Source organism: Pseudomonas brassicacearum subsp. brassicacearum, assembly GCF_008801605.1.
Classification (GTDB): Bacteria; Pseudomonadota; Gammaproteobacteria; order Pseudomonadales; family Pseudomonadaceae; genus Aquipseudomonas; species Aquipseudomonas brassicacearum.
On record NZ_VZPJ01000009.1, the window covers coordinates 113573 to 136461 of the forward strand.

General features: G+C 62.6%; 19 protein-coding genes. 13 read left to right on the forward strand and 6 right to left on the reverse strand.

The genetic code is table 11. From position 1 onward, the window contains the following. The first annotated feature begins 14 nt into the window (after positions 1–14). The 3 genes from glcF to F7R20_RS20475 all read left to right on the forward strand — a co-directional run bounded on the left by glcF (position 15) and on the right by F7R20_RS20475 (position 3517). On the forward strand, positions 15–1235 hold the full coding sequence (glcF, locus tag F7R20_RS20465) for a glycolate oxidase subunit GlcF (RefSeq protein ID WP_003203704.1): 1221 nt from the start codon (positions 15–17) through the stop codon (positions 1233–1235). An 88-nt stretch (positions 1236–1323) separates the two neighbouring features. Continuing rightward, positions 1324–2700: a 2-oxoadipate dioxygenase/decarboxylase HglS gene (gene hglS, locus F7R20_RS20470; protein WP_003203706.1), complete on the forward strand. Its 1377-nt coding sequence runs from the start codon at positions 1324–1326 to the stop codon at positions 2698–2700. 298 nt (positions 2701–2998) lie between these two features. Beyond that, positions 2999–3517: an Hcp family type VI secretion system effector gene (locus F7R20_RS20475; protein WP_003203708.1), complete on the forward strand. Its 519-nt coding sequence runs from the start codon at positions 2999–3001 to the stop codon at positions 3515–3517. Positions 3518–4052: 535 nt separating this feature from the next. Here the strand turns inward: F7R20_RS20475 and F7R20_RS31690 are convergent. The 6 genes from F7R20_RS31690 to F7R20_RS20505 form a co-directional block, all read right to left on the reverse strand. Next, positions 4053–4226, reverse strand: a complete 174-nt coding sequence (locus F7R20_RS31690) for a hypothetical protein (RefSeq protein WP_003203710.1) — start codon at positions 4224–4226, stop codon at positions 4053–4055. A 31-nt stretch (positions 4227–4257) separates the two neighbouring features. After that, on the reverse strand, positions 4258–4500 hold the full coding sequence (locus tag F7R20_RS20480) for a hypothetical protein (protein ID WP_003203712.1): 243 nt from the start codon (positions 4498–4500) through the stop codon (positions 4258–4260). 65 nt (positions 4501–4565) lie between these two features. Next, on the reverse strand, positions 4566–5636 hold the full coding sequence (locus F7R20_RS20485) for a lipocalin-like domain-containing protein (RefSeq protein WP_003203714.1): 1071 nt from the start codon (positions 5634–5636) through the stop codon (positions 4566–4568). Continuing rightward, entirely contained in the window at positions 5626–8094 is a 2469-nt protein-coding gene (locus tag F7R20_RS20490; RefSeq protein ID WP_003203716.1) for an ABC transporter permease, read from the reverse strand. The genes F7R20_RS20485 and F7R20_RS20490 overlap by 11 nt, the downstream gene beginning before the upstream one ends. Continuing rightward, positions 8094–8762, reverse strand: a complete 669-nt coding sequence (locus tag F7R20_RS20495) for an ABC transporter ATP-binding protein (protein WP_003203718.1) — start codon at positions 8760–8762, stop codon at positions 8094–8096. Before F7R20_RS20495 ends, F7R20_RS20490 begins: the two co-directional genes overlap by 1 nt. 1026 nt (positions 8763–9788) lie before the next feature. Further along, complete coding sequence (locus tag F7R20_RS20505) at positions 9789–11486, reverse strand: sulfatase-like hydrolase/transferase (RefSeq protein WP_003203720.1); 1698 nt, start codon at positions 11484–11486, stop codon at positions 9789–9791. Positions 11487–11861: 375 nt separating this feature from the next. Here F7R20_RS20505 and F7R20_RS20510 point away from each other — a divergent pair, with 375 nt between their 5' ends. Genes F7R20_RS20510 through F7R20_RS20555 form a run of 10 tightly spaced genes read left to right on the forward strand, consistent with a single transcriptional unit; the run spans position 11862 to position 22887 of the window. After that, positions 11862–13226, forward strand: coding sequence for a UDP-glucose dehydrogenase family protein (locus F7R20_RS20510; RefSeq protein ID WP_003203722.1), 1365 nt, complete (start codon positions 11862–11864; stop codon positions 13224–13226). Then, complete coding sequence (locus F7R20_RS20515) at positions 13223–14302, forward strand: NAD-dependent epimerase (protein WP_003203724.1); 1080 nt, start codon at positions 13223–13225, stop codon at positions 14300–14302. Before F7R20_RS20510 ends, F7R20_RS20515 begins: the two co-directional genes overlap by 4 nt. Next, positions 14289–15035: a sugar transferase gene (locus tag F7R20_RS20520; RefSeq protein WP_003203726.1), complete on the forward strand. Its 747-nt coding sequence runs from the start codon at positions 14289–14291 to the stop codon at positions 15033–15035. The genes F7R20_RS20515 and F7R20_RS20520 overlap by 14 nt, the downstream gene beginning before the upstream one ends. Then, a complete protein-coding gene (locus tag F7R20_RS20525; protein WP_003203727.1) occupies positions 15036–15680 on the forward strand; it encodes a CpsD/CapB family tyrosine-protein kinase in 645 nt (214 codons plus the stop codon). Positions 15681–15700: 20 nt separating this feature from the next. Continuing rightward, a complete protein-coding gene (locus tag F7R20_RS20530) occupies positions 15701–16726 on the forward strand; it encodes a polysaccharide biosynthesis/export family protein (protein WP_003203731.1) in 1026 nt (341 codons plus the stop codon). A 16-nt stretch (positions 16727–16742) separates the two neighbouring features. Continuing rightward, complete coding sequence (locus F7R20_RS20535; RefSeq protein ID WP_003203733.1) at positions 16743–18335, forward strand: GumC family protein; 1593 nt, start codon at positions 16743–16745, stop codon at positions 18333–18335. Next, positions 18332–19435 carry a glycosyltransferase family 4 protein gene (locus F7R20_RS20540; RefSeq protein WP_003203734.1) on the forward strand — a complete coding sequence of 368 codons (1104 nt, stop codon included), beginning with the start codon at positions 18332–18334 and terminating at the stop codon, positions 19433–19435. The genes F7R20_RS20535 and F7R20_RS20540 overlap by 4 nt, the downstream gene beginning before the upstream one ends. Then, positions 19432–20802 (forward strand): O-antigen ligase family protein, encoded by a 1371-nt coding sequence (locus F7R20_RS20545; RefSeq protein ID WP_003203736.1) that lies wholly within the window; start codon positions 19432–19434, stop codon positions 20800–20802. Before F7R20_RS20540 ends, F7R20_RS20545 begins: the two co-directional genes overlap by 4 nt. Then, positions 20799–21758, forward strand: a complete 960-nt coding sequence (locus F7R20_RS20550; RefSeq protein WP_003203738.1) for a glycosyltransferase — start codon at positions 20799–20801, stop codon at positions 21756–21758. Before F7R20_RS20545 ends, F7R20_RS20550 begins: the two co-directional genes overlap by 4 nt. Further along, positions 21751–22887: a glycosyltransferase family 2 protein gene (locus F7R20_RS20555; protein WP_003203741.1), complete on the forward strand. Its 1137-nt coding sequence runs from the start codon at positions 21751–21753 to the stop codon at positions 22885–22887. Before F7R20_RS20550 ends, F7R20_RS20555 begins: the two co-directional genes overlap by 8 nt. Positions 22888–22889 lie beyond the last annotated feature (2 nt).

A 22889-nucleotide genomic window follows, 5' to 3' on the forward strand; every position in this document is an offset into this window, starting at 1 on the left:
ACAGGACACTACCTATGCAGACTCGGTTCAGTGAGGAAAGCAAAAATCTACCCCGCGCCGAAGAAGCCGAACGGATCCTGCGCAGCTGCGTGCATTGCGGCTTCTGCAATGCCACCTGCCCCACTTACCAATTGCTCGGCGATGAACTGGACGGCCCGCGCGGACGCATCTACCTGATCAAGCAAGTGCTCGAAGGCCAGCCGGCGACGGCCAGCACCCAGCTGCACCTGGATCGCTGCCTATCCTGTCGCAACTGCGAGACCACCTGCCCGTCCGGCGTGGATTACCACAACCTGCTGGACATCGGCCGGGCGGTGGTCGACCAAGCCGTGCCGCGTCCCGCCGACCAACGCGCGCTGCGCCTGGGGCTGCGAAGCCTGGCCGCCAGCCCCGATCGGTTCAAGGCCCTGCTGCGTCTTGGAGCGATCTTCCGTCCGTTGCTGCCAGCGAACCTGAGCGCCAAGTTGCCCCGCCCTTCCCCTCCTCACGGCGAGCGCCCGCCTCTGCGGCATCGACGTACGGTGTTGATGCTCGAAGGTTGCGTGCAACCGGGCCTGTCGCCCAACACCAATACCTCGGCAGCACGAGTGCTGGATCGACTCGGCATCAGCGTGATCACCTGTGCGCAGGCCGGCTGCTGCGGCGCCCTGGATTATCACCTCGACGCCCAGGCCACTGGGCTGGATCGCGCCCGGCAGAACATCGACGCCTGGTGGCCACACCTGGAAAACGGCGCTGAAGCCATCGTCCAGACGGCCAGCGGCTGTGGCGCATTCATCAAGGACTACGGGCACCTGCTGGAGCATGACCCGGCCTACGCCGCCAAGGCCAGGCAGGTGAGTGAGCGGGCGCTGGACCTGGTGCAAGTGCTCGGCAAGGAACCGCTGGAACAGATCTGCGCGGCCAGGAACCAGCGCATTGCCGTGCATTGCCCCTGCACCTTGCAGCACGCGCAGAAACTCGCCGGCAGCATCGAGGCGCTGCTGACGCGGCTGGGTTTCAACCTTACCGAGGTGCCCGACGGCCATTTGTGTTGCGGCTCGGCCGGCACCTATTCGCTGACCCAGCCGGCCCTGGCGCGGCAACTGCGGGATAACCGCCTCAATGCGCTGGAAAGTGGCCAGCCGGAGTTGATCGTCACTGCCAACGTCGGCTGCCAGAACCACCTCGACGGCGCCGGTCGCACGCCCGTGCGGCACTGGATCGAGCTGGTGGATCAGTCCCTGGCAGAATGAAGTCCTGAAGATTCTTCGTTTGCCGGGGCCGGCGAAGGCTGCGATCTTTCGTCCATCTTTCCCACAGCCCTCGCCAGGAACTCTTACGATGAGCTTCGTCAGCCCCGACCTGATCCGCCAACGCTTCTCCAGGGCGATGTCCGACATGTACCGCGACGAGGTGCCGCTGTATGGCGCCCTGATGAAGCTGGTGGAGCACACCAACGCCCAGGTGCTGGCCGAAGACCCGGTCCTGGCCGCACACCTGCGCAGCACCGGCGAACTCGAGCGCCTGGACCTGGAACGCCACGGCGCGATCCGCGTCGGCACCGCCGCCGAGCTGGCGACCCTGGGGCGTCTGTTCGCGGTCATGGGCATGCAGCCGGTGGGCTACTACGACCTCACGCCTGCCGGGGTGCCGGTGCATTCCACCGCCTTTCGCGCCGTGCACGAAAGCGCGTTGCAGATCAGCCCGTTTCGGGTGTTCACCTCGCTGCTGCGCCTGGAACTGATCGAGAACGCCGAGCTTCGGGCCTTTGCCGAGTCGGTGTTGGACAAACGACAGATCTTCACCCCCAGGGCCCTTGAGCTCATTGACCTGGCCGAACGCCAAGGTGGCCTGACGGAAGCCCAGGCTGAGGACTTCGTCCTACAGGCCCTGGAAACCTTTCGCTGGCACCACAGCGCCACCGTTACCGCCGAACAGTACCGACAATTGAGCGCCCAGCATCGCCTGATCGCCGACGTGGTGGCGTTCAAGGGCCCGCACATCAATCATCTGACGCCGCGCACCCTGGACATCGACATCGTCCAGGCCCGGATGCCCGTGCACGGCATTACCCCCAAGGCCGTGATCGAAGGCCCACCCCGCCGCCAATGCCCGATCCTGCTGCGCCAGACCAGTTTCAAGGCACTCGACGAACCCGTCGCCTTCACCGACCAGCCACAGTCCCAAGGCAGCCACAGCGCCCGCTTCGGCGAAATCGAACAACGCGGTGCCGCCCTCACGCCCAAGGGCCGCGCGCTCTACGATCAATTGCTGAACGCCGCGCGCGACGCGCTGGGAGAGTTTCCCAACGAAGCCAACGCCGAACGCTACAACCGGCTGATGGCCGAACACTTTGTCGAATTCCCTGACAACCACGACGAACTGCGCCGACAGGCATTGGCGTACTTCCGCTATTTCGTCACCCCCAAGGGCCTTGCCGCCAAGGGCACACTTGAGCAAGCCGTCTCCCTGGAGCACTTGCTCGAGCAGCAATACCTGCGCGCCGAACCCTTGGTGTACGAGGACTTCCTGCCCGTCAGCGCCGCCGGCATTTTCCAGTCGAACCTCGGCGATGCCGCCCAGAGTCATTATGCCGGCCAGTCCAATCGCCAGGCCTTCGAAGAGGCGCTGGGACGAGCGACCATCGATGAGCTGAGGCTGTACGCCCAGACGCAACAGCGCTCCATCGATGAGTGCCGGTCTGCATTGCGCGTGTAGGAATAAGCTGAAGGGCAAAACGGCAAAAAACTGCCTGAGAGGCGTGCGCGCAGCGCGCCTTTCTCAGCCACCCGGCCCGGGTATCGCGGTGTCTGATCGGGCCGCGAGGAACTGCAATGGGCCGAGCAAACCTCTGAGCGATTTCTCGCTTGCCTGCAGGGAGGCGCTTCCCGATAGAAGATCAACCTATTGATATATATAGATTTTTAAAAAATGGCATAGCTCTTGATATCCGTGAGGCCACCTCGGGGCGACTCCCGTCCCAGGCCCTATCGTTATCCAGGAAGGAGAGCATCCATTGGCTACCCCCGCGTACATGTCCGTTAAAGGCACTAAACAAGGCCTGATCACTGCCGGTGCGTTTACCGCCGATTCAGTGGGCAACACCTATCAAGAGGGTCATGAAGATCAGGTCATGGTGCAGGCTTTCGAGCACCAAGTGACCATCCCTCGCGACCCTCAATCCGGTCAGCCAACCGGTCAGCGCATACACAAACCCCTGACCATCACCAAGGTATTCGACAAAGCCTCGCCACTGCTTCAGGTCGCCCTGACGAGCGGCGAACGCCTGGAGGAAGTCAAGATCCAGTGGTACCGCACTTCGGCCGCAGGCACCCAGGAGCACTACTACACCACCACATTGGAGGACGCGATCATCGTCGATATCAAGGACTACATGCTCAACTGCCAGAACCCGGAAAACTCACACTTCACCCATCTGGAGGACGTGCACTTCACGTATCGCAAAATCACCTGGACCCACGAAGTCAGCGGTACCTCGGGCTCCGATGACTGGCGCTCGCCGGCCGCTGGTTGAATCGGAGGCAGCCACTCACGCATCGGCCAATTCTGCAGGTCGATGTGCAGTTGAAAATAATCGATAGTTGTTGATTCAGGGTGGTGTTCGCCCAGTGCGATGGCCTCGGCAATCCATGCACTGGTAAAGAGCCTGACACTGGGCGAACGCGAATAATAATAATGGAACTTTCCGAATATGTCCGCGCGCCCGTTTAAATAATTATTCATTGTTACAACTATCTCCGCGATCTCTGCAGAAGCTGGCGAAGCCTGCGATCTTTTGATCTTTCGCTTGAGATTCAAGTGTTTGGGGAAAGATCGCAGCCTCGTTGCACTCGACAGCTCCTACGCCGCTCCTCCGCGGCTCCTACACAGCAAAGCGTGAGCCAGCTCCCTCGCCATGATTTTGTGTTTGGACGGCACCGCTACATAGCGCTGTACAGCAGCTATACAAAAACAAGAATAAGTACAAAAGTTATCTGCCGCGAACACATCCAAACAAAGTTAAACAGTCATTAAAAAACTTTTTTTAATGCCGGTCGACGTGACAAACCTCAGCCACGCCGACCGGTTTTCTGCGCATCGGTATCCCCTGCCTCAGGGTCACCGTGCTGTTGTTTACGCTTGGCCGGGTCATTGGGCCGCAAGGCATCGTTATCGCGTTCCACTTCACCGGGCAATGCCGGGGCGTCGGGGTTTTGCCGGGTTTGATCGGGGCGGTGCTGCATGGCGAACTCCTTGAATCTTTCAGGCCTGGGATCAGGCGTCGGGGTCGGCGACTTCTTCAGCGACGTTGGCATCCGGAGAGCGCTGGTGCAGTTGTTCGGCCTTGGTCTTCAAGATCTGCCACTGCGCCAGGTCGATGGCGCCCTGACCGAACAGGTCATTGGCCACCCGCATCAGTTCGGTGAAGTGAGCATCGGGGGACTGCTGCCAGTAGGCCTTGTCGTCGAACAATCGCTGCCAATCGGCCAGCGACGGAAGTTTGAGGTCATCGCTCATGACGGGCTCCTGCGAGACATTCATAAACTATGAGGGTCGGCGTTCGCGGGGAGTTCCGGCGATTCTCAGTAGCCGGTCATTTCCAGGTAACCGGTGCCGCCCTGGCTGCCACGCAGTCGCACCGGTCCTTCCCAATAGGGAATGCGCAGGTTCATCCAGGCATTGGGATTGAGCGCGTGGAGGGTGATGTCGAGTTGCTTGCTGGGGATCTTGATCGCCCAGCCGACCGGCATAGAGCGTCCGGCGACCTTGGCGGTTTCCTGAGGCACGAGGCTGATTTCCCCGGCGTGCAGGGTTTGCGCTTGGCCCTGGGCGTCGATCCAGGTGCCCGTGAGATACGGCTCGCCGTCCTTGTGGCGCATGCGGTAGAGCATCAGGTGCTCGCCGTTGTCCAGGTGCAGGGAAAACCAGTCCCAGCCGGTCTGGTTTGCGGTCAGGGGCTGGCTGCTCCATTCGCGGTCGAGCCAGGCCGGGCCGCTGACCGCGTAACGCTGGCCATCGATTTCCAATTCACCGCTGGCCTGGAAGAATGGCTGGCTGTAGTAGTACGACGCCTGCCCCTGTTCGGATTTCTGGCTGAAACCTTGATCGCCCTGCAACACCAGCGGCCGGCTCGACGTCAGCCGCAATGCATAGCTGAAGCGTGGGTCGCGCGCCTTCAATTGCATGTCCGCCAACGGCTCGTCCCCTGAAGCCTGGGTACCGAACTGCCAGTCGTCGATCCAGGCATTGAAGGGCACCGCCTGCACCCCGGCCTGCCCCACCCCGCCTCGTGCATAACGCTCGGCGGCATGGTGCACGGTGGCGGATGTGACCGCCGCGTGGCCGAGCCAGATCGTCTGGTTGCGCCAGCCGCCGGCCTGGGGTGCGGCACTCAAGGCACTGCGAAACAGCGTCCATTGCACGCCGAACTCATGCCCCTGGGCATCCTTGAGATTGGCGGTGACGTACCACCACTCGATGCGAAAACCTTCATGAAGGCCATGGTCGGCGGGGAAACTGAACACCCGCCCAGGCACAACCGGCGTGAACGCGACAGCCTGGTCGCCGAGGCCGGCAAAGCCCTTTTGCGCTGGCGCGGAGTCATCACAACCGCTGAGCAACGCCAGCAGCAACACGCCGACTCTAATCTTCATGGGCAAAAGTCCTCAGCAAATCCGCCGGCTGCGTGCGGTACAGCGCATACAGCGGCCAGGCCGATGCCAGTAGCGTGGCGAGCATCGCCAGGGCCAGCAACTGCATCAATTGCAACGGGAACACCCGCAACGGCAGGCGCCAACCGAAGGCCTGCACGTTGATCACCGTGTCCAGGCACCAGGCCAGGGCGATGCCCAGCGGCAACGCCAGGACCAAGGTCAGCAGCGCCAGCAGCCAGGTCTGGCCGAGGTTGAGCAGCATCAACTGCCGACGCGTCACCCCCAGCGCCCAAAGCGGCGCCAACTGGCCGAGACGACTCTGGCTCTGAGTCAGCAAGCTGATGAACAACGCCACCCCGGCCACCGCCAGGGTCAGGCTGTTGAGGGCGGCGGTAGCGGCGAAGGTGCGTTCGAACACCTGGGTCGACCAGCCCTTGAGCCGGGCCTGGTCGACGATGCGGCTGTCATCCAGGCTGAACCGGCCTTGCAACGCTGTCAGTAGCGCCGGGATCGCGGACGGTTCGATGCGCAGGTTGAAACGGTTCGGCGTAAGGTTCGGCCAGTGCGCCAGCAAGTGGTCGGCGTTGACCAGCACATGGCCCTTGGGATTGCCGTAGTCGGCGTAAATGCCGACGATTCGCAGTGCCCATGGCCCCTGCGGCGTCGGCAGGGTCAACTGATCGCCGATACTCACCTTGAGGCGCCGGGCCAGTTGTTCGCTGAGCATGAGGGTGTCGGCGGCAGCCAGTTGCTCCCACGGCTTGTCGCCGGCCGATTCCAGCAGCGGCCAATGCTGTCGATAGTGGGGATGATCGATGATGCCGTGGATATCCGTCGGCCAGCCCTGCAACGGGACCGAGACTTGCCAGAGGGGAACGACGGCAGTGATCGCCGGTTGCTGCTTGAGCCAGGCGTGCAGTTCCTCCGCCTGGGCCGGGGTCTGCGGGTTGATGTACAGCTCGGCAGTCAACCGTTGTTCGAGCCAGTTGCTGAAAGTCTGGCGGAAACCGGCGGTCATGCTGCCAGCGCCGATGTTCGCCGCCAGCGCCAGCAACAAGGCCATCAACGCCAGGCTCAGCGTCGGCAATTGCTGGCGGCAATCGGCAAGAAACCACTGCCCGAGCACCGAGCGGCTGCGGCGCAACAGCCGCTTCAGCGCACTGTTGAGCAACACCGGCAAGGCCAGCGCCGCCCCCAGCAACAAGGCGGTCATCAGGACAAAACCGCTGGCCAGGCTATCGCCCCAGATCAACGCCGATGCGGCAATCAACGCCGTCACCGTAGCCACCCACCCCTGGCGTCGCAGCCATCGCGCATGGGCCTGGTGCCAGGCTTGGGGGTTGGCCAGCGCCAGCAAGGGCAGGCGCGCCGCCCGCAAAAGACTGTCAGCGCCGGCCAGCAACGCACCGAGCAGACTCAGACCGACACCGCTGAACCACCACCATGGGCTGAGGTTCAAGTGTCCGGCCACTTCGGCGCCGTACAACCCCCGCAGGCTCGCCGCGACATCGGGCAACAACAGGCTCGCCAGCCAATAGCCGCTGAGCACCCCGGCGATCCCGCCCAGCAAGGCCAACGCGCCCAATTCGATGGTCAGGCTGGTGACCAGTACCCGCGCACTGACGCCACAGGCGCGCAGGGTTCGCAACAGGCTGCGGCGTTGCTCCAGGGCCAGGCCGATGGCCGCGTGAACGATGAACAGCCCCACCACGAAGGATAAAAAACCCAAGGCGTCGAGGTTCAGGTGAAAACTTTCGGTCAGGCGCGACAGGTTGTTTTCTTCATCGGCGTGCTTGAATTGCAGGCGACCGTTGAACGCTTCCGGTAACGCGGCGCTGAACGTGGCAGGCAACAGCAGCCGTGACAGTTGCTCCGGCAATCCGAGTACCTGTTGGGCAAAACCGATGTCCATCAACAGCACGCCCGGCGCCATGTCCTCCTGGGCATGCAGCGGTGGCAGGGATTGCCCATCGACGCTCCGGGGGCGGTCCCCCTCGGTCAGCCCCAGGGCTTGCAAGGTTTGCGGGGCGATCCAGGTGCGGCCGGGGTCGGTAAAGAACGCCACCACCTCGCTCATCTCTCGTGCCTGCCCCGCCAGCGCGGCACCGGGCGGCAGCGACACCGGGTCGATGCCCATCAGTTGCAGACGCTGATCCTCTTGGTCCTTGAGCAGCACCCGAGCCTGCAACACTGGCGACACCGGCCAGCCCTGGCGCCGCAACTCGACAAACCATTGCTGGGGGAAGGTGCCGCCACCGGGTGCACTGAGGCTGGCCTGGGGTTCGCCGCCGATCAGTTGGCTGGCCCGGGCGTAGCTGTCCCGGGCCTGACTGTTCAGCGCCTGCACGCCAGTGAGCAGGCTGGTGGCCAGCCACAGGCCAGTCAGCACGCTGAAGAATTGCACCGGGTGTTGGCGCCAATGGCTGAGCAGGGCCTTGAGGGTCTGGCGAAAAATCATCACCCCTGGGCCACCTGCGCCAACTGCCCGCCGTGCAACACCACGCGCTGGGCCAGGCGAGCCGCCACCCGTGGACTGTGGGTCACCATCAGCAGGCTTGTGGGGCTCCCCTCCAGCAGCTCAAGCAGCAGTTGCAGCACTTCGTCGCTGGTGGCTTCGTCGAGGCTGCCGGTGGGTTCATCGGCCAGCAACAAGGGCGGTCGCGAGGCCAGCGCCCGCCCCAGCGCCACCCGCTGTTGCTGACCGCCGGACAGTTGCTCGGGATAACGCCGCAACAGCGCCGAAAGCCCGAGCCGCTGCACCAGATGGGCTTGCCAAGCTGCGTCATAACGACCACACAGACGCGCCTGGAACGCCAGGTTGTCCTCCACCGACAAGCTGCTGATGAGGTTGAACTGCTGGAACACCAGGCCGATTTCCGTGCGTCGCCAATTCGCCAACTGGCTTTCACTCATGCCATCTAGCCGATACTCGCCACTGCGAATGCTGCCGCGATCGACCTTGTCCAGCCCAGCGACCAGGTGCAGCAAGGTGCTCTTGCCACTGCCCGACTCCCCCATCAGCGCCAGACTGCTGCCGGGCATCAGGGTCAGGTTGATACCTTGCAGCACCGGCAATGGGCCTTGGGGCGTGGGGTAGCTTTTGAAGACATCGCGGACTTCAAGCATGAAAAGGCTCGATGAATGAACGTGGGGGTCAGGATAGCGGAGTTGAGTGATGGGCCCCACCCGGGATGAACCTGCCTGATACTCAGCAACCAGAACAGCTACGACGAGGTAGATGCCACAGAGGCTGGGTATTTGCTCGTCGGGTTGGGGTGTATATCCGTTGCTGCGGTAACGGCGACTTAGGGTTCCGCCCTGACGGCGGCTCACTTTTGAGAAGCCCGGAAGCCGGCCCAGTCAAAAGTAAGCAAAACGCTTTTGCCCCACCACTTGGTGCCTCGCTTAGGCTCGGCATGCCCTCACTCCGGCATTGCTCCGTGGGCCCGCCGCGAGGCGGCCTAACAGCCGACCTGGTTCTTGGTGGGACCGCGTTTCCCCTGTGGGAGCGAGCTTGCTCGCGAAGGCGGTGTCACAGTCGATGAAGATGTTGGATGTGCCGGCCTCTTCGCGGGCAAGCTCGCTCCCACAGGGGGGCCAGGTGCACATGGAGTTTGTGTCTGCTGAAGATCCAATGTGGGAGCGAGCCTGCTCGCGAAGGCGGTGTCACAGTCGATGAGGATGTTGGATATGCCGGCCTCATCGCGAGCAAGCTCGCTCCCACAGGGGGGGCTAGGTGCACATGGAGTTTGTGTCTGCTGAAGATCCAATGTGGGAGCGAGCTTGCTCGCGATAGCGGTGGTTCAGCCACATAGATGCTGGACATGCTCCCGTTTTTGCTTTGCTTTGGCTTTTGATCTTGGGCGCCCCGTTAAACCACGCTGGCCGAACGCAGGCATTGCGCAGTGGGCAACCCGGCATGGATGCCGGGTTAGCCGCGCTGGGCCATGGATGGCCCTTCGCGGCGGCCCACGGAGCAATGCCGGAGTGAGGGCACACCGAGCCTAAGCGAGGTGCCGAGTGGTGGGGCAAGCCTTTTTTGCTTACTTTTTTTGGCGTCTGAAAAAAAGTGAGTCGCCGTAAGGGCGAAACCCTAAGTGGCCGTTACCGCGGCAATGGATATGTACTCAATCAACAAGAGCTCAGCGCCAGTCAATGCCCCACCGCCATCTCAACCTGGCCGGACTGCGGTGTCACGATGTCGCCCAAGTCGATGTGTTTCCAAGCCGGTTTCGCCCCCAACCGCGCATTGAAGCGATAGTTGAAAGTGAAATCATCATCGGTCGGTTGGCTCAGGGATTTCCCGTAGGCCGATTCAACCCCGGCCGGGTCGTACCCCATCAACTGCAACAGCGTCGGGAAGATGTTGTAGTGGCTGGAGCGGTCTTTGTTCTGTGCCCAGGCTCGGCGCCAATCCAGGGCATGCAACTGTGAGCCCTGGATCACCACCAACGGCACTAACCCCTCCTCCGCCACCGGGTCACCGCCGCAATGGGTGTTGAGCCCGGGGTTGCCGCGCTCGTGCAGGTCCTGGCCGTGGTCGGAGGTGTAGATCAACACGGCATGGCTCAAATCGCCCTGCTGGAAGATTCGCTTGAAGAACTCGCCGACGTTCCACAGCAGGGTGTTCTGGTAAGCGTTGCGGTACAGCAACCAGTCATCTTTCTGGCCGTTGAAGCCATCGCGGCTGCCCGTGTCCGCCACTTCCTGGAACTGCCCTCGCGGCAAGGCCGGACGGTAGGTCATGAAGTCGTCGGGGTATTTGTCGTGTACCGGGAAATGCGCCCCCACCTTGTTGATCACCACCAGTTCAGCCTGGTCGTCGCCCAGCAGTTCGATCAACTTCGCCGCAGCCGCCATGTCGCGGTCGCGCACGCTGGTATGGTCGAATTGGACGAATTCGTCGATGTCCTGTTTTTCCAGCTCGGTCATCAGGTTCTGCAGGTAGCCGCCAGTGCGCTGGGCGTCGATGTAGACGGTACGCAAACCAGCCTTTTTGGCATATTGCCAGATCGACGGCCGGGTGCTGTTGATGCGTATGTAGTCGGCGCGCGTACCGCCATAGCGCAGGGTGACATTGGTGTCGACGCTGCAATTGGCGATAGAGGCCGCATAGCCGAAATTGAAGATATCCACCCCCTCGGGCGGCGTCTTCAGGCCGGTGTGCACGCCGAATGGCGCGTTGATATCCAGGTAATTGCCGCCAACGCTTTCATCGATGATCAGCACGATATCCTGCTCGATCGAAGACGACCGTCGCACCAGGGTGACCGGCTCCCGAGGGCCAATGGTGTTGTGCAAGGACTCGTAGGCAAACAGATTCAAATAGGCCAACGGCGTGTACATCACCGGCAGGCCGCGCGCACCCTCGCCCGCCCGCAGGAACAACACGCCACTGAGCAACAACACGCCCAGCACCGGCGCCGCTATCGGCAGATAACCGGGCAATCGCACCGACCGCCGAGGCTTGAGCGCGATACCGAACAACAGCAGCAAGCCGCTGATCACCGCGCTGACAATCATCTCGCGGTACTGATAAGCCGCCTCCTGGATAAATCCCCCCGAGTACACCAGCGAAACGAACTGGCTATAGGTCAGGTAACTGTCCGTGACCCGGGTGTACACCTCGAAAAACACTGCTGAAACAAACATCGCCAAGGCAAACACATGCCTCACCAGGGTCTGGCGTATGTAGGCAGTCATCCACAGCGCCAGCACCAGTACCGCGAACATGGCGCCGAACAGCAACGTTGCGAACCCCAGGCCCAACGCGTTGAGACGGTCGAGGTAATAGTCGTATCCCTTGAGCAGGTACAGAACCAGCAGCAATTCCTTGAGGTAGCGGACCATGTTTTCCTCGACCAGATCACCGTGTCAAAAGCACTTCGTTCCTGCACGTTAGCAGCCGTTTTTCAAAGCGCAAGAAATGCTTCACCGCACCACGCGTCAAAAAAAAGTTACCCCAAAAATGACACGAAAACCCGTCACAAAATGTAAAAAACTATGGATTACTACCGTTTATCGCTTTGTCAAATTCCCGTTAAGCCCAATAAAACAGCCACTTTACTAAGACAGTCAAGGACTTGATATCAAAAGGCCCGATTTCACTTGAATTGCCAACACTGACAACTGTCATTTTGCTGACACGCTTTTCTGAAGCTGCGCTATACCCCTCTAAACAGTTTCATCCGAGTTACATCAACCGGTTTACGAGGCGCGCCAAAAATGGACGTGAGCGTATTTGGTACGGGGTATGTAGGGTTGATCCAGGCGGCCGCAATGGCCGACGTCGGACACCGCGTTCTGTGCATCGACATCGACCCGAAAAAAATCCAGCAACTGCAACAAGCCGTACCCACCATCAGCGAGCCGGGGTTGTCCAGCTTGCTCGAAGACAACATCAAGTCCGGACGCTTGTCGTTCAGTTCCCAGGCCAGCGACGCGGTCAACCATGGCGAACTGATTTTCATCGCCGTCGGCACCCCCGCCGATGAAGACGGCTCGGCAGACCTGAGCCATGTGCTGGCCGTCACCCAGCAAATCGCCGATTTCATGGACAGCGACCGCACCCTGGTCATCAAGTCCACAGTGCCGGTGGGCACGGCCGACAAGGTGGCCGAATGCGCCCGCCAGGCGTTGGCGCGGCGGGGCCTGAAGCAGTTGAACGTGCGGGTGGTGTCCAACCCCGAGTTTCTCAAGGAAGGCAGTGCGCTTGCCGATTGCATGCGCCCCGACCGGATCATCGTCGGCACCGCCGACCCGCTGGCCCGCGACCAGATGACGGAGCTCTACGCGCCCTTTTGCCGCAACCACGAAAAACTGATGTTCATGGACAACCGCAGCGCCGAACTGACCAAGTACGCCGCCAATGCCATGCTCGCCACCCGCATCAGCTTCATGAACGAACTGGCCAACCTCACCGAACGGCTGGGCGCCGACATCGAAGCAGTGCGCAAAGGCATCGGTTCGGACCCACGCATCGGTTACCACTTCATCTACCCCGGCTGCGGTTTTGGCGGCTCGTGCTTTCCCAAGGACCTGCGGGCCTTGCTCCACACCGCCGAACAAAGCGGCATGCCACTGCGCTTGTTGCGCAGCGTCACCGATGTCAACGACAGCCAGCGGCACATCCTCTTCGAGAAACTGGCGACGCAATTCCAGGATGGCCTGGCCGGCAAATCGATTGCCATCTGGGGCCTGGCATTCAAGCCCAACACCGACGACATGCGCGAAGCCCCCAGCCGCTACCTGATGGAAGCACTGTGGCGCGAAGGCGCCCGGGTCCACGCCTATGACCCGGAAGCCATGTCCGAATGCCGGCGCCTCTACGGCTATCGCAAGGACCTGAACCTGTGCGCCACCCGCGACGACACCCTGGAAGACGCCGACGCCCTGGTGATCTGCACCGAGTGGAAAAATTTTCGCGTGGTGGACTTCGACCTGCTGGCCAGCAAGCTGCGCGCCCGGGTGATCATCGATGGCCGCAACCTGTACAACCCCGAACACCTGGCCGCCGCCGGGCTGCTGTATCGCGGTATCGGGCTGCGGCACACCGTGCCGGGCACCCCGCTGCCCGGGTCACAAGCATGAACATCCTGGTCACCGGCGCGGCCGGTTTCATCGGCGCCCACGTCGTGCTGCGACTGCTGCGCGACGGCCATCGGGTGTGCGGGCTGGACAATTTCAACGACTACTACGACCCGCAGCTCAAGCACGACCGTGTGACCTGGGTAAACGACCAGGCTGGCGAGTTCCCCCTGGCGCGGATCGACCTGGTCGACGCGCCGGCCATCGATGAACTGTTCCAGACCCGGCGGCCGGACGTAGTGATTCACCTCGCCGCCCAGGCCGGCGTGCGCTACTCCCTGGAAAACCCGCAGGCCTATGTAGACAGCAACATCACCGGGTTCCTGAACATCCTGGAGAACTGCCGTCGCTATCCGGTCAAGCACCTGATCTACGCCTCCTCAAGCTCGGTATACGGCGCCAACCCGCGCACGCCTTATTCGGTGCAGGACAACGTCGACCATCCGCTGTCGCTGTACGCGGCCAGCAAAAAAGCCAACGAACTGATGGCCCACAGCTACAGCCACCTGTTCGGCATTCCCTGCACCGGCCTGCGGTTTTTCACGGTGTACGGCCCTTGGGGCCGCCCGGACATGTCGCCGATCCAGTTTGCCCGCGCCATCGTCGAAGACCGTGTGCTGCAACTGTTCAATCATGGCGAGCACCAACGCGATTTCACCTACATCGACGACATCGTCGAAAGCATCGCCCGCCTGATCGACCGTGCGCCCCAGGTCACCCCCCTGTTGGATCACGAACAACCGGACCCGGCCACCAGCCGTGCGCCCTGGCGGATCTACAACATCGGCGGGCAGCACCCGGTGGCGCTGCGCAGCTATGTCGCACTGCTGGAAAAACACCTGGGACAAACCGCCCGCATCGAACTGCTGCCCCTGCAAGCGGGGGATGTGCTCAACACCTGCGCCGATGCCAGCGACCTGGCACGAGCCACCGGTTTCAAGCCGCGTATCGAACTGGACGAAGGCCTGGGCCGCTTCATCCAGTGGTTCCTCGATTACTACGCACGGCCTGCCCACGCACCGCTCGCGACTGAACGCTTGCGGCCCAACCTCAGCGGAGGAATCCATGACCCGACATGAGCAAGTCATCGAGATCAACGCCCCCGGACGCGACAAGCGTGTCGATCCCGACCACCGCAGGCGCCTGGACGCGGCCATCCACCGTCAGGGCCGAGGTTGGTTGACCGGTCGCGACGGTGGTCGGCCCTGGACCGTCTCGCGCACCAACCGCGTAGTGGCCTGCCTCGGCGCCCTGGCGATCCTGCTGATGCTCTGCCCACTGCTGCTGGGCCTGGCGCTGCTGATCAAGTTTTCCAGCCCCGGTCCCGTGCTGTTCGTGCAGAAGCGCACCGGTTATCGCGGCCGAGTCTTCGGCATGTACAAGTTCCGCACCATGGTTGCCGACGCCGAGGCTCTCAAGGAGTCGCTGCGCCACCTCAACAAACACGGCGCCGATGCCATCGACTTCAAGATCGACAACGATCCGCGCATCACGCCCATCGGCCGGTTCCTGCGACGCAGCAGCCTCGACGAACTGCCGAACCTGATCAATGTAGTGACCGGCGACATGCGCCTGGTGGGCCCGCGGCCGACCTCGTTCAACGCCTATCGCTACAAGGACAACCATCTTGTGCGCCTGAGCATCTATCCCGGCATGACCGGCCTTTGGCAGATCTCCGGGCGCAGCAATATCGACTTCGACCAGCGTGTGGAATTGGACCTCAGCTATATCGCTGAACAAAGCCTGTGGCTGGATTTGAAGATCCTGATGATTACCCCCTTCAAAGTTTTCAGCGGCCACGGAGCGAGTTAAATGGACGGTTCAACCAATATCCTGACCATAGCAAGCCCGAGCGAGACCAACCTGACCTCGACCGTGCTCGACCCTTCCCTGCGGATCCTGCTTTTGACGGCCGCCAACACCGGCACCGGAACCAGCACCAGCGCGATGGCGCTGGCTGCTCAACTGGCGCAGATGAGCAACGGTCGCGTACTGCTGGTGGATGCCAGCCAGTCACCGCGCAACCTCAGCCAGCAACTGTCGTTGCACAAGGAGCGCGGTTTTACCGACCTGCTGTTCAACAGCCTCGCCCCGCCCCTGTTGCAGGACTGCGTGGTGCAGGCGTCCAGCCTGCCCTTCGACGTGTTGCCCCATGGGCGCCTGGGTCGCAATGCCGAACGCTTGAGCCCCGAGCGACTGCGCCCACTGTTCAGGCAACTGGCGGCGCAATACCGCTTTGTGGTGATCGACGCCGACGCAGTGTATTCGGCCAGCGACACGCTGGTGCTCAGCACCCAGGTCGACGGCGTGGTGCTGGTGGTGCGCGGTGAAGACACTCGCTGGGAAGTGGCCCAGGCCGCCCGCCAGCGCCTGTCCCAGGCCGGCGCGAAAGTGGTAGGCAGCGTGTTCAATCGCCGCAAGTACTACATGCCCAAGTGGCTCTACAACAACCTGTAAGCCTGCAAAAGGATGACGAGATGAACGCCAGAATGCTTGTCCTGCTGTTGCTGCCGCTTGCCGGTTGCTCCAGCAATACCGATACCCGCTCGATGCCGGTGCAGATCCTCACGGCCCCGCCGGCCAACGCCCAGGCCACCGACATGCCCAAGGTCGAACAGACCCTGCGGCCCCAGGACGTGCTGGATGTGATTTTCCACATCAGCACCACCGGCTCCCAAGCCTATCGCGTGCAGGCCGGTGACCAGGTTGCCCTGAACTTCACGGCCGCCAGCCAGCTCAACGGTACGCAACAGGTGATGCCCGACGGCACTATCGAACTGCCTGGGGCCAACACCTCGGTGAAAGTCGCCGGCCTGACCACCGACGAAGCCCGCCTGGCGGTGCAGCGTGCCTATGACCAGAAAATGCTGTTCCAGCCCAATCGCAACCAATTGACGGTGCTGGTGACCAGTCCGCTGTCCGGCGAGACCAACTTGCGCAACACCTTGACCCACCCGGGCACCGGCATGAGCCGGGAAATCACCGTGGGCAGGGATGGTTACGCCAGCTTCCCGGAAATCGGTTCCGTGCCGCTGCAAGGCATGACGGTCAACCAGTTGGAGACCTTCCTCAACGAGCGCTACGCCCAGTTGCCAGGCCACATGACCGTCGATGTGCTGCTCAAGTCCACCGCCGGCAACGAGATCTACGTCCTCGGGGAAGTGGCCCAGCCCGGTTCCTATCCGATCCGCCGGCCGATCTCGGTGCTCGAAGCCCTGACGCTGGCCCGCGGCACGAACGTCAAGGCCCGGCTCGACTCGGTGGTGATCATGCGACGCAACGGCAACCTGGTCGAAGCCCGCCACTATGACGTGGAAAAAGCCCTGAGCGGTGACGCCTCGCAGATCGCCTACCTGCAACCGGAAGACATGCTTTTCGTGCCCAAGACCAAGCTAGCCAGCGCCGGCGAACTGGCCAGACAACTGGCCGACGTAGTGCTGTTCCAGGGCGTGGGGTTCAGCTTCGGCTACCGCGTCGACAACAAAGGCAGCAACAGCAACTGACCCCAGGTGACCTGACATGAACCCCAAGGAAAACTATCTGCATGAGTTCTTCAGGATCTTCTTCGCCAACAAGCAGTGGGTGAAGCGTATCTTCCTGATTTTCGCCGTGATCGCCCTGGTGCTGCCGTTGATGCTCAAGCAGAGCTTCGATATCACCGCCCAGGTGATCGTCCAGTCGAAAAAACTCTCCCAGGGCGACGCCACCACGTCGCTGAACCAGGAAAACGCCACCTTCATCCCGCCGTCCCTGGCGGACATGGAAACCGAGAGCAATATCCTGCGCTCGCCGGCGTTGATCCGGCAGACCATCAGCACCCTGCGCGACCAGGGCGAATACACGCCCAGCCCGGGCATCTTCAACAAGTGGGTGAGCGATCCCTTCAAGCGTTACATAACCCAGCCCCTGCGCGAGTACGTCATCAACCCGTTGCGCGATGGCCTGGGGCTGGAGGTCGATCCGGTGCGCGACACCGTGCTCGATACGCTGACCGACGAGGCCATCGAAAACCTGAAGATCGAGACCCTGCCCGGCTCCAACGTCATCTCCATCGTCTACAGTTTCGGCGACCCGGCCCAGGGCACCCGGTTCGTGGCGCAACTGCTGCAGAACTACCTCAGCAGCCGCCAGGACCTGCAATCGATCGAGCTGCCACAGACGTTCTATGAGCAGAAGAAAGCCCAATACCAGACCCGTCTCGACGGCCTGGAAGGCAACCGGCTGGGGCTGCTTGAAAACATCGGCTCGTCCGATCCCAAGGAAGAAGTCACCTTCCGCCTGAACGCCATCAATACCGAAGAGCAGGCCCTGAACCTGTACCAGGATCGCCTGCTGCAAAGCCAACGCTGGCTCGATTACCTCAAGACCAGTCTCGCGGCGGCGAACAGCTCGCGGTTCAACGACTACACCTTCCCGTTCACCTTCACCACCACCGTGGACAACATTGCCTTCGAAGACCGGGAAATCAGGCAGCTGGGCGAGCAACTGACCAGCCAGGTCAGCCGCTACATGAATGACCTGGCGATCTTCCAGCCCGGCAGCGAACCGATGCTGCTGGCCCGGGAACAGATCGTCCGCACGCGCCAGCAGTTCCTGAAGGTGGTGAACAACCGGATCCAGGAACGCACCACCGACCTGGCCGTCGTCAGCTCGGTGATCAACCAGAAGATCGAACGCATCGCCGCCTTCAAGCAGCGTATCCATCAATTGCAGGAAACCCAGAGCAAGCTGCGGCAGATGGACACCGAGATCAACGCCCTGCATGCGGCGTTCTCCACCTATGCCCAGCGGTTCGCCGAAGCCAGCACCGCGCGTTCGCTGGACAACGACCTGTCCAACGCCCGGGTCCTGAGCCCGCCGTTCGAACCAACCGCCCCGGCCTTTCCCAAGCCGATGCTGATCATTGCCTTCGGCATGTTCAGCGGCCTGCTGCTGGCGATTGCCCTGGTCTATGTGCGTGAGTTCTTCGACCATCGCTTCAAGCATCCAGCGCAAATCACCCAGCAACTGGATGTGCCGGTGCTGTTGGTGATCAACGAGCAGTCCCCCGACAAGGTCAACCCGCACCGCAACTGGAGCCTGCCCAGCCTTGTCCATTGGGTGCGAAATTGAACGCGCCGTTCGGCCCGCCCCGCCACAGCAACCCCCTGTCGATCATTCATCTGCTCGACAGCGGCGGCTTCTATGGGGCCGAGCGGATGCTGCTCGATCATTGCCTGGCGACACCCGGGCAGCACCAGGTGCTGTTCCTGGCGGCGCCACCGACCTTGATCACGCGTTTTCGCCAGGCCGGGGTCGATTGCCGTCATTGCGCCAGTTGGGCCGAGTTGTTGCAGCACCTGCGCCAGCGCCGGGACGACCGGCCGCTGATCAACACCCACAACTTCAAGGGGCTGTTGTTCGGCTGGTCCGCCGCCACGTTACTGGGCCTGCCGCTGGTGATTACCCAGCATGGCTTCACCCCAAGGAGCCCCAAGCAGCGTTTCTATACCTGGCTGAGCCTGCAACTGTGCCGCACCGCCTCGGTCAAGCGGGTCGTCTGCGTGGCCGAGAGCATTGCCACGCTGCATCGCCGGGCCAGCGTGCGGGCGGAAAAACTCGACGTCATCCCCAATGGCCTGCCAGCGGCCAGCACGCCACTGGCCCACCGCTCTGACAAGCAACGCTGGCGGGTCGGCTACGTCGGCCGCTTGAGCAGCGAGAAAGGTCCGGACCTGTTCCTCGACGCCATGATCCCGCTGTGCCAGAAGCATGCATCGCTGCACGCGGTGATGCTCGGCGACGGCCCGGAACGCCAGGCACTGCTCAAGCGCATCACCGACGCCGGACTGCCCACGCGCATCGAATTGCCGGGCTATCAGACCGACATGAACGCCTGGTGGAGTCGCCTCGACGCCTTGGTGATCAGCTCGCGCACCGAAGGCACCCCGATGATTCTGCTCGAAGCCATGCAAGCTGGCGTGCCGGTGGTGGCGTTCGGCGTCGGCGGCATTCCCGACGTGTTGCAGGACCGTCATAACGGCCTGCTCGCGGCACCGGCCAACAGCGCGGAACTGGCGGCGCAGATCGAAACGCTGTTCAGCGAACCGCCCCTGGCGCGGATCCTGGCCGATAACGCACGCCGCACCCAACGGGACCGCTACGACCTGCGCACGCTGGCCGAACGCTGGTCGCAGCTTTACATCCGCACGGCACGGGAGGCTCGCTCATGATTGTCCCACTCTCGATCGTCAGCCTGCTGGGCCTTGTATGCCTGGCGCTGCTGGCCAGCCCTTATCCGTTCCTGGCACCGGGCGCTGTGCTCGGCCTGGTCGGCGTCGCCGTGCTGTACCGCAAGCCCGGTTGGGGTTTGCTGGGCATTGCCGCACTGGTGCCGTTCGAAGGCCTGTTCAAGGACAACGCCTTTTCCGGCAGCAAATTCCTTGGCCTGGCGTTGATCATGATCCTGATGTTGCAACTGGCGGTGCACCAGATTCCCGGGACACGCCTGCGCAGCAATATCTGGCGGCCGCTGATCGGTTTCATGGTGCTCTATGGCCTGAGCCTGATGTTGTCGGAAAACATGGGCCTGTCCATGACCCATTTTCGCGAACTGGGGGTGGGGTTGATTCTGTTTGTAATCACCCTGCTGATCGGTCGTGAATTGAACCTGGACCTGTTCTGTCGCCTGGTGACCTTGAGCGTCACCACCACCTGCGTATTGGCGATGTTCTCGGCCAAGTACCAGGACCAGGGCCGCGCGTCCGGCCTGCTGGAAGACCCGAACACTTTCGCCCTGCTGATTGCCTTTACCGTGCCGCTGGCGTTGCTGCTGGTGGTGCGCGGCCCGAGCTTGCTGCACCGGTTGTTCTGGGGCGGCTGTTTCATCCTGCTGCTGGGCGGCATGACCAAGACCGAATCGCGCTCGGGGCTGGTGGTGTTGATGCTCAGCCTGATGATCGGGCTGTATCACTACCGCGCGCAGCTGCCGCGCATCCGCCCACGGCACCTGGGCTTCGCCATGCTCGGGCTGGCGCTCATCATCCCCCTGGCGATCGCCGTGATGCCGGCCGGCTATGTCGCGCGCATCCAGTCGTTGAGCATCCTCAGCGCCGGCGCCAGCGCCCACCAGGATGAATCCCTCGGCCGCCGCGCCTCGTACATCGTCGTCGGCAGCCAGATGATCCGCGAAAACCCGATACTCGGCTCAGGCCCCGGGACCTTTCCGCTGCACTACGCACCCACCGGCTATGCCAAGGCGTTCTCGGCCAACCGCAAGCTGGGGGACCTGTATCGCCGGGCCCATAACACCTACCTGGAAATCTTCAGCGAAATCGGCGTCCCGGGCGGGCTGATGTTCGTCGGCATGATCGGCCTTGGCCTGTACAACCTGCTGCACGCCCGTCGGCTCTGGCTGCAACGCCGGGACTGGGCGCAAGCGGACCTGCTGACGCACCTGGGCATGAGTTTCCTCTCGCTGGCGTTGTTCCTGATGTTCCTCAGTGCGCCGAACCACAAGTTGCTGTGGATCATGCTCGCCCTCACCAGTGTGTTGCGCTACGACGCCGAGCAGGCCGCGCCGCAGGAGGCTCGTCCATGAGCTGCGTCAGTATTGTGATCCCGATGTACAACGAGGCCCGACACATCGGCCGTACGCTGCACGCAGCGCAGGAAGCCGCCCGCCAGGCAGGCCTGGCATGTGAGTTGATCGTGGTGGACAACGGCTCCGACGACCATGGCCCGCGCATTGCCAACGAGTTGGGGGCACGGGTGTTGATCGTGCCAGGCGTGCACATCGGCGCCCTGCGCAACCGCGGTGCTGCCGTCGCCCAGGGTGACTGGCTGGCGTTCATCGATGCCGACATCGAGATGCCGGCCGACTGGCTCAAGCTGTTGCTGGAACTCGAAGGCCACCAGGGCGACGTACTCGGCCTGGACCTCGACACGCCCCGGCAGGCGCCGTGGTTCGCCGAAGCCTGGCAGCGCCGCAGCCAACGTCCGGGGTCACGCCTCCTGCATCGGGTGCAGTGGCTGCCCAGTGCCAACCTGTTGATGCGTCGCAGCTGGTTCGAACGGGTCGCAGGCTTCGACGAAACCCTGCGCACCGGCGAAGACAAGGACTTCTCCTTGCGCCTGCGCCAGGCCGACGCGCAATTGCTGCTGGTCAACGAAAGCGTCGCCCTGCACTGGGGCTACGAAGGCAGTTGGCGCGAGTGGATGAGCAAGGAACTGTGGCGCCAGGGCAGCCATCTGCAATTGCTCCGCAGCCATGGCCCGAGCCTGCGCCTGCTGCGCTTCCCGGCGCTGTCCATTGGCGCCTGGGGCTTGGACCTGCTGGCGGTGCTCGCGTTGCTCCAGGGGCAATTGCACCTGGCGCTGACGTTGTTGCTGGTCACCACCCTGCCACCCTTGTTCCTGAGCCTGCGCCAGAGCCGGCGTGATCCGCGCCTGACCTTGCAATTGTGGGCCTTGCATGGGGTGCGCCTGCACCTGACCGGCGCCGCCCTGCTGCTCAATCTGTGTCATTGGAATGCCAGGAGACCTGCCCGTGGCTGAATTCATTTACTGGTCGTGCCTGTTGCTGCCGGTGTACGCCTACCTCGGTTATCCCTTGATGTTGAGCCTGCTGGCGCCGCTGTTTCCGATGCGGCGCTACGGCAAGGCGTTTCCGATGGACGTGAGCATCGTCATTGCCGCCCACAACGAGGCGCGGCACATCGAGGAAAAATTGCGCACCTTGCTGGCCCAGGATTATCGGGCCCATTCATTGCGAATCATCCTCGCCAGCGACGGCTCCACCGACGACACGGTGGCCTGCGCACGCAAGGTGATCGACCCGCGCATCACCGTGCTCGACCTGCCGCGCCAGGGCAAGGCCGCCGCCCTCAATACCGGTGTCGCCCACAGCAGCGGCGAAATCCTGGTGTTCACCGACGCCGATAACCAATGGGCCAGCGACACCCTCAGCCATCTGTTGGCACCCTTGGGCGATCCGGAAGTCGGTGCCTGTGCCGGGCACATGGAGATCCCGGTGCCGGGCAAGGGCCTGAGCCTGGGCGACAGCCTGTATCGCCATTACGAAGGCTGGTTGCGTCGGGTGGAGAGTCGCACCGGTTGCATGGTCTCGGCCGACGGTGCGCTGTTGGCCCTGCGCCGGGTGCTGTTCCAACCGATACCGGCCCAGGTCAACGATGACTTTTTCCTCAGCACCTGCGCGCCAGCCGCCGGCAAGTCCATCGTCTATGCCCCCATGGCCCGGGTGACCGACCAGGGTGTGGACGAAGCCGACAAGCAGTTTCGCCGTCGCCAGCGGGTCACCGTCGGCGGGTTGCAGAGCCTGGCTCAGCGCCGGGAACTGCTCAACCCGCTGCGCCATGGGCTCTACGCCATTGGGTTGATCAGCCACAAGTTGATCCGCCGCCTGGCGCCGGTGTTGCTGCTGCCGCTCTTGCTGAGCAATGCCTGGCTGTGGAACGACCATCCGTTCTATCGCCTGAGCCTGGTGGCGCAATTGCTCGGCTACGCCATGGCACTGATCGGCTTGATGGACGCGCGCCACCGCCTGCCCCGGCCCTTTCGCCTGGCCGCATTCGTGCTGGTGACGCTGGCGGGCATGAGCATCGGGCTCTGGCAGTTCCTGCGGGGCCAGCGCTATAGCCAGTGGAACCCCGAGCAGAATCGCTAAGG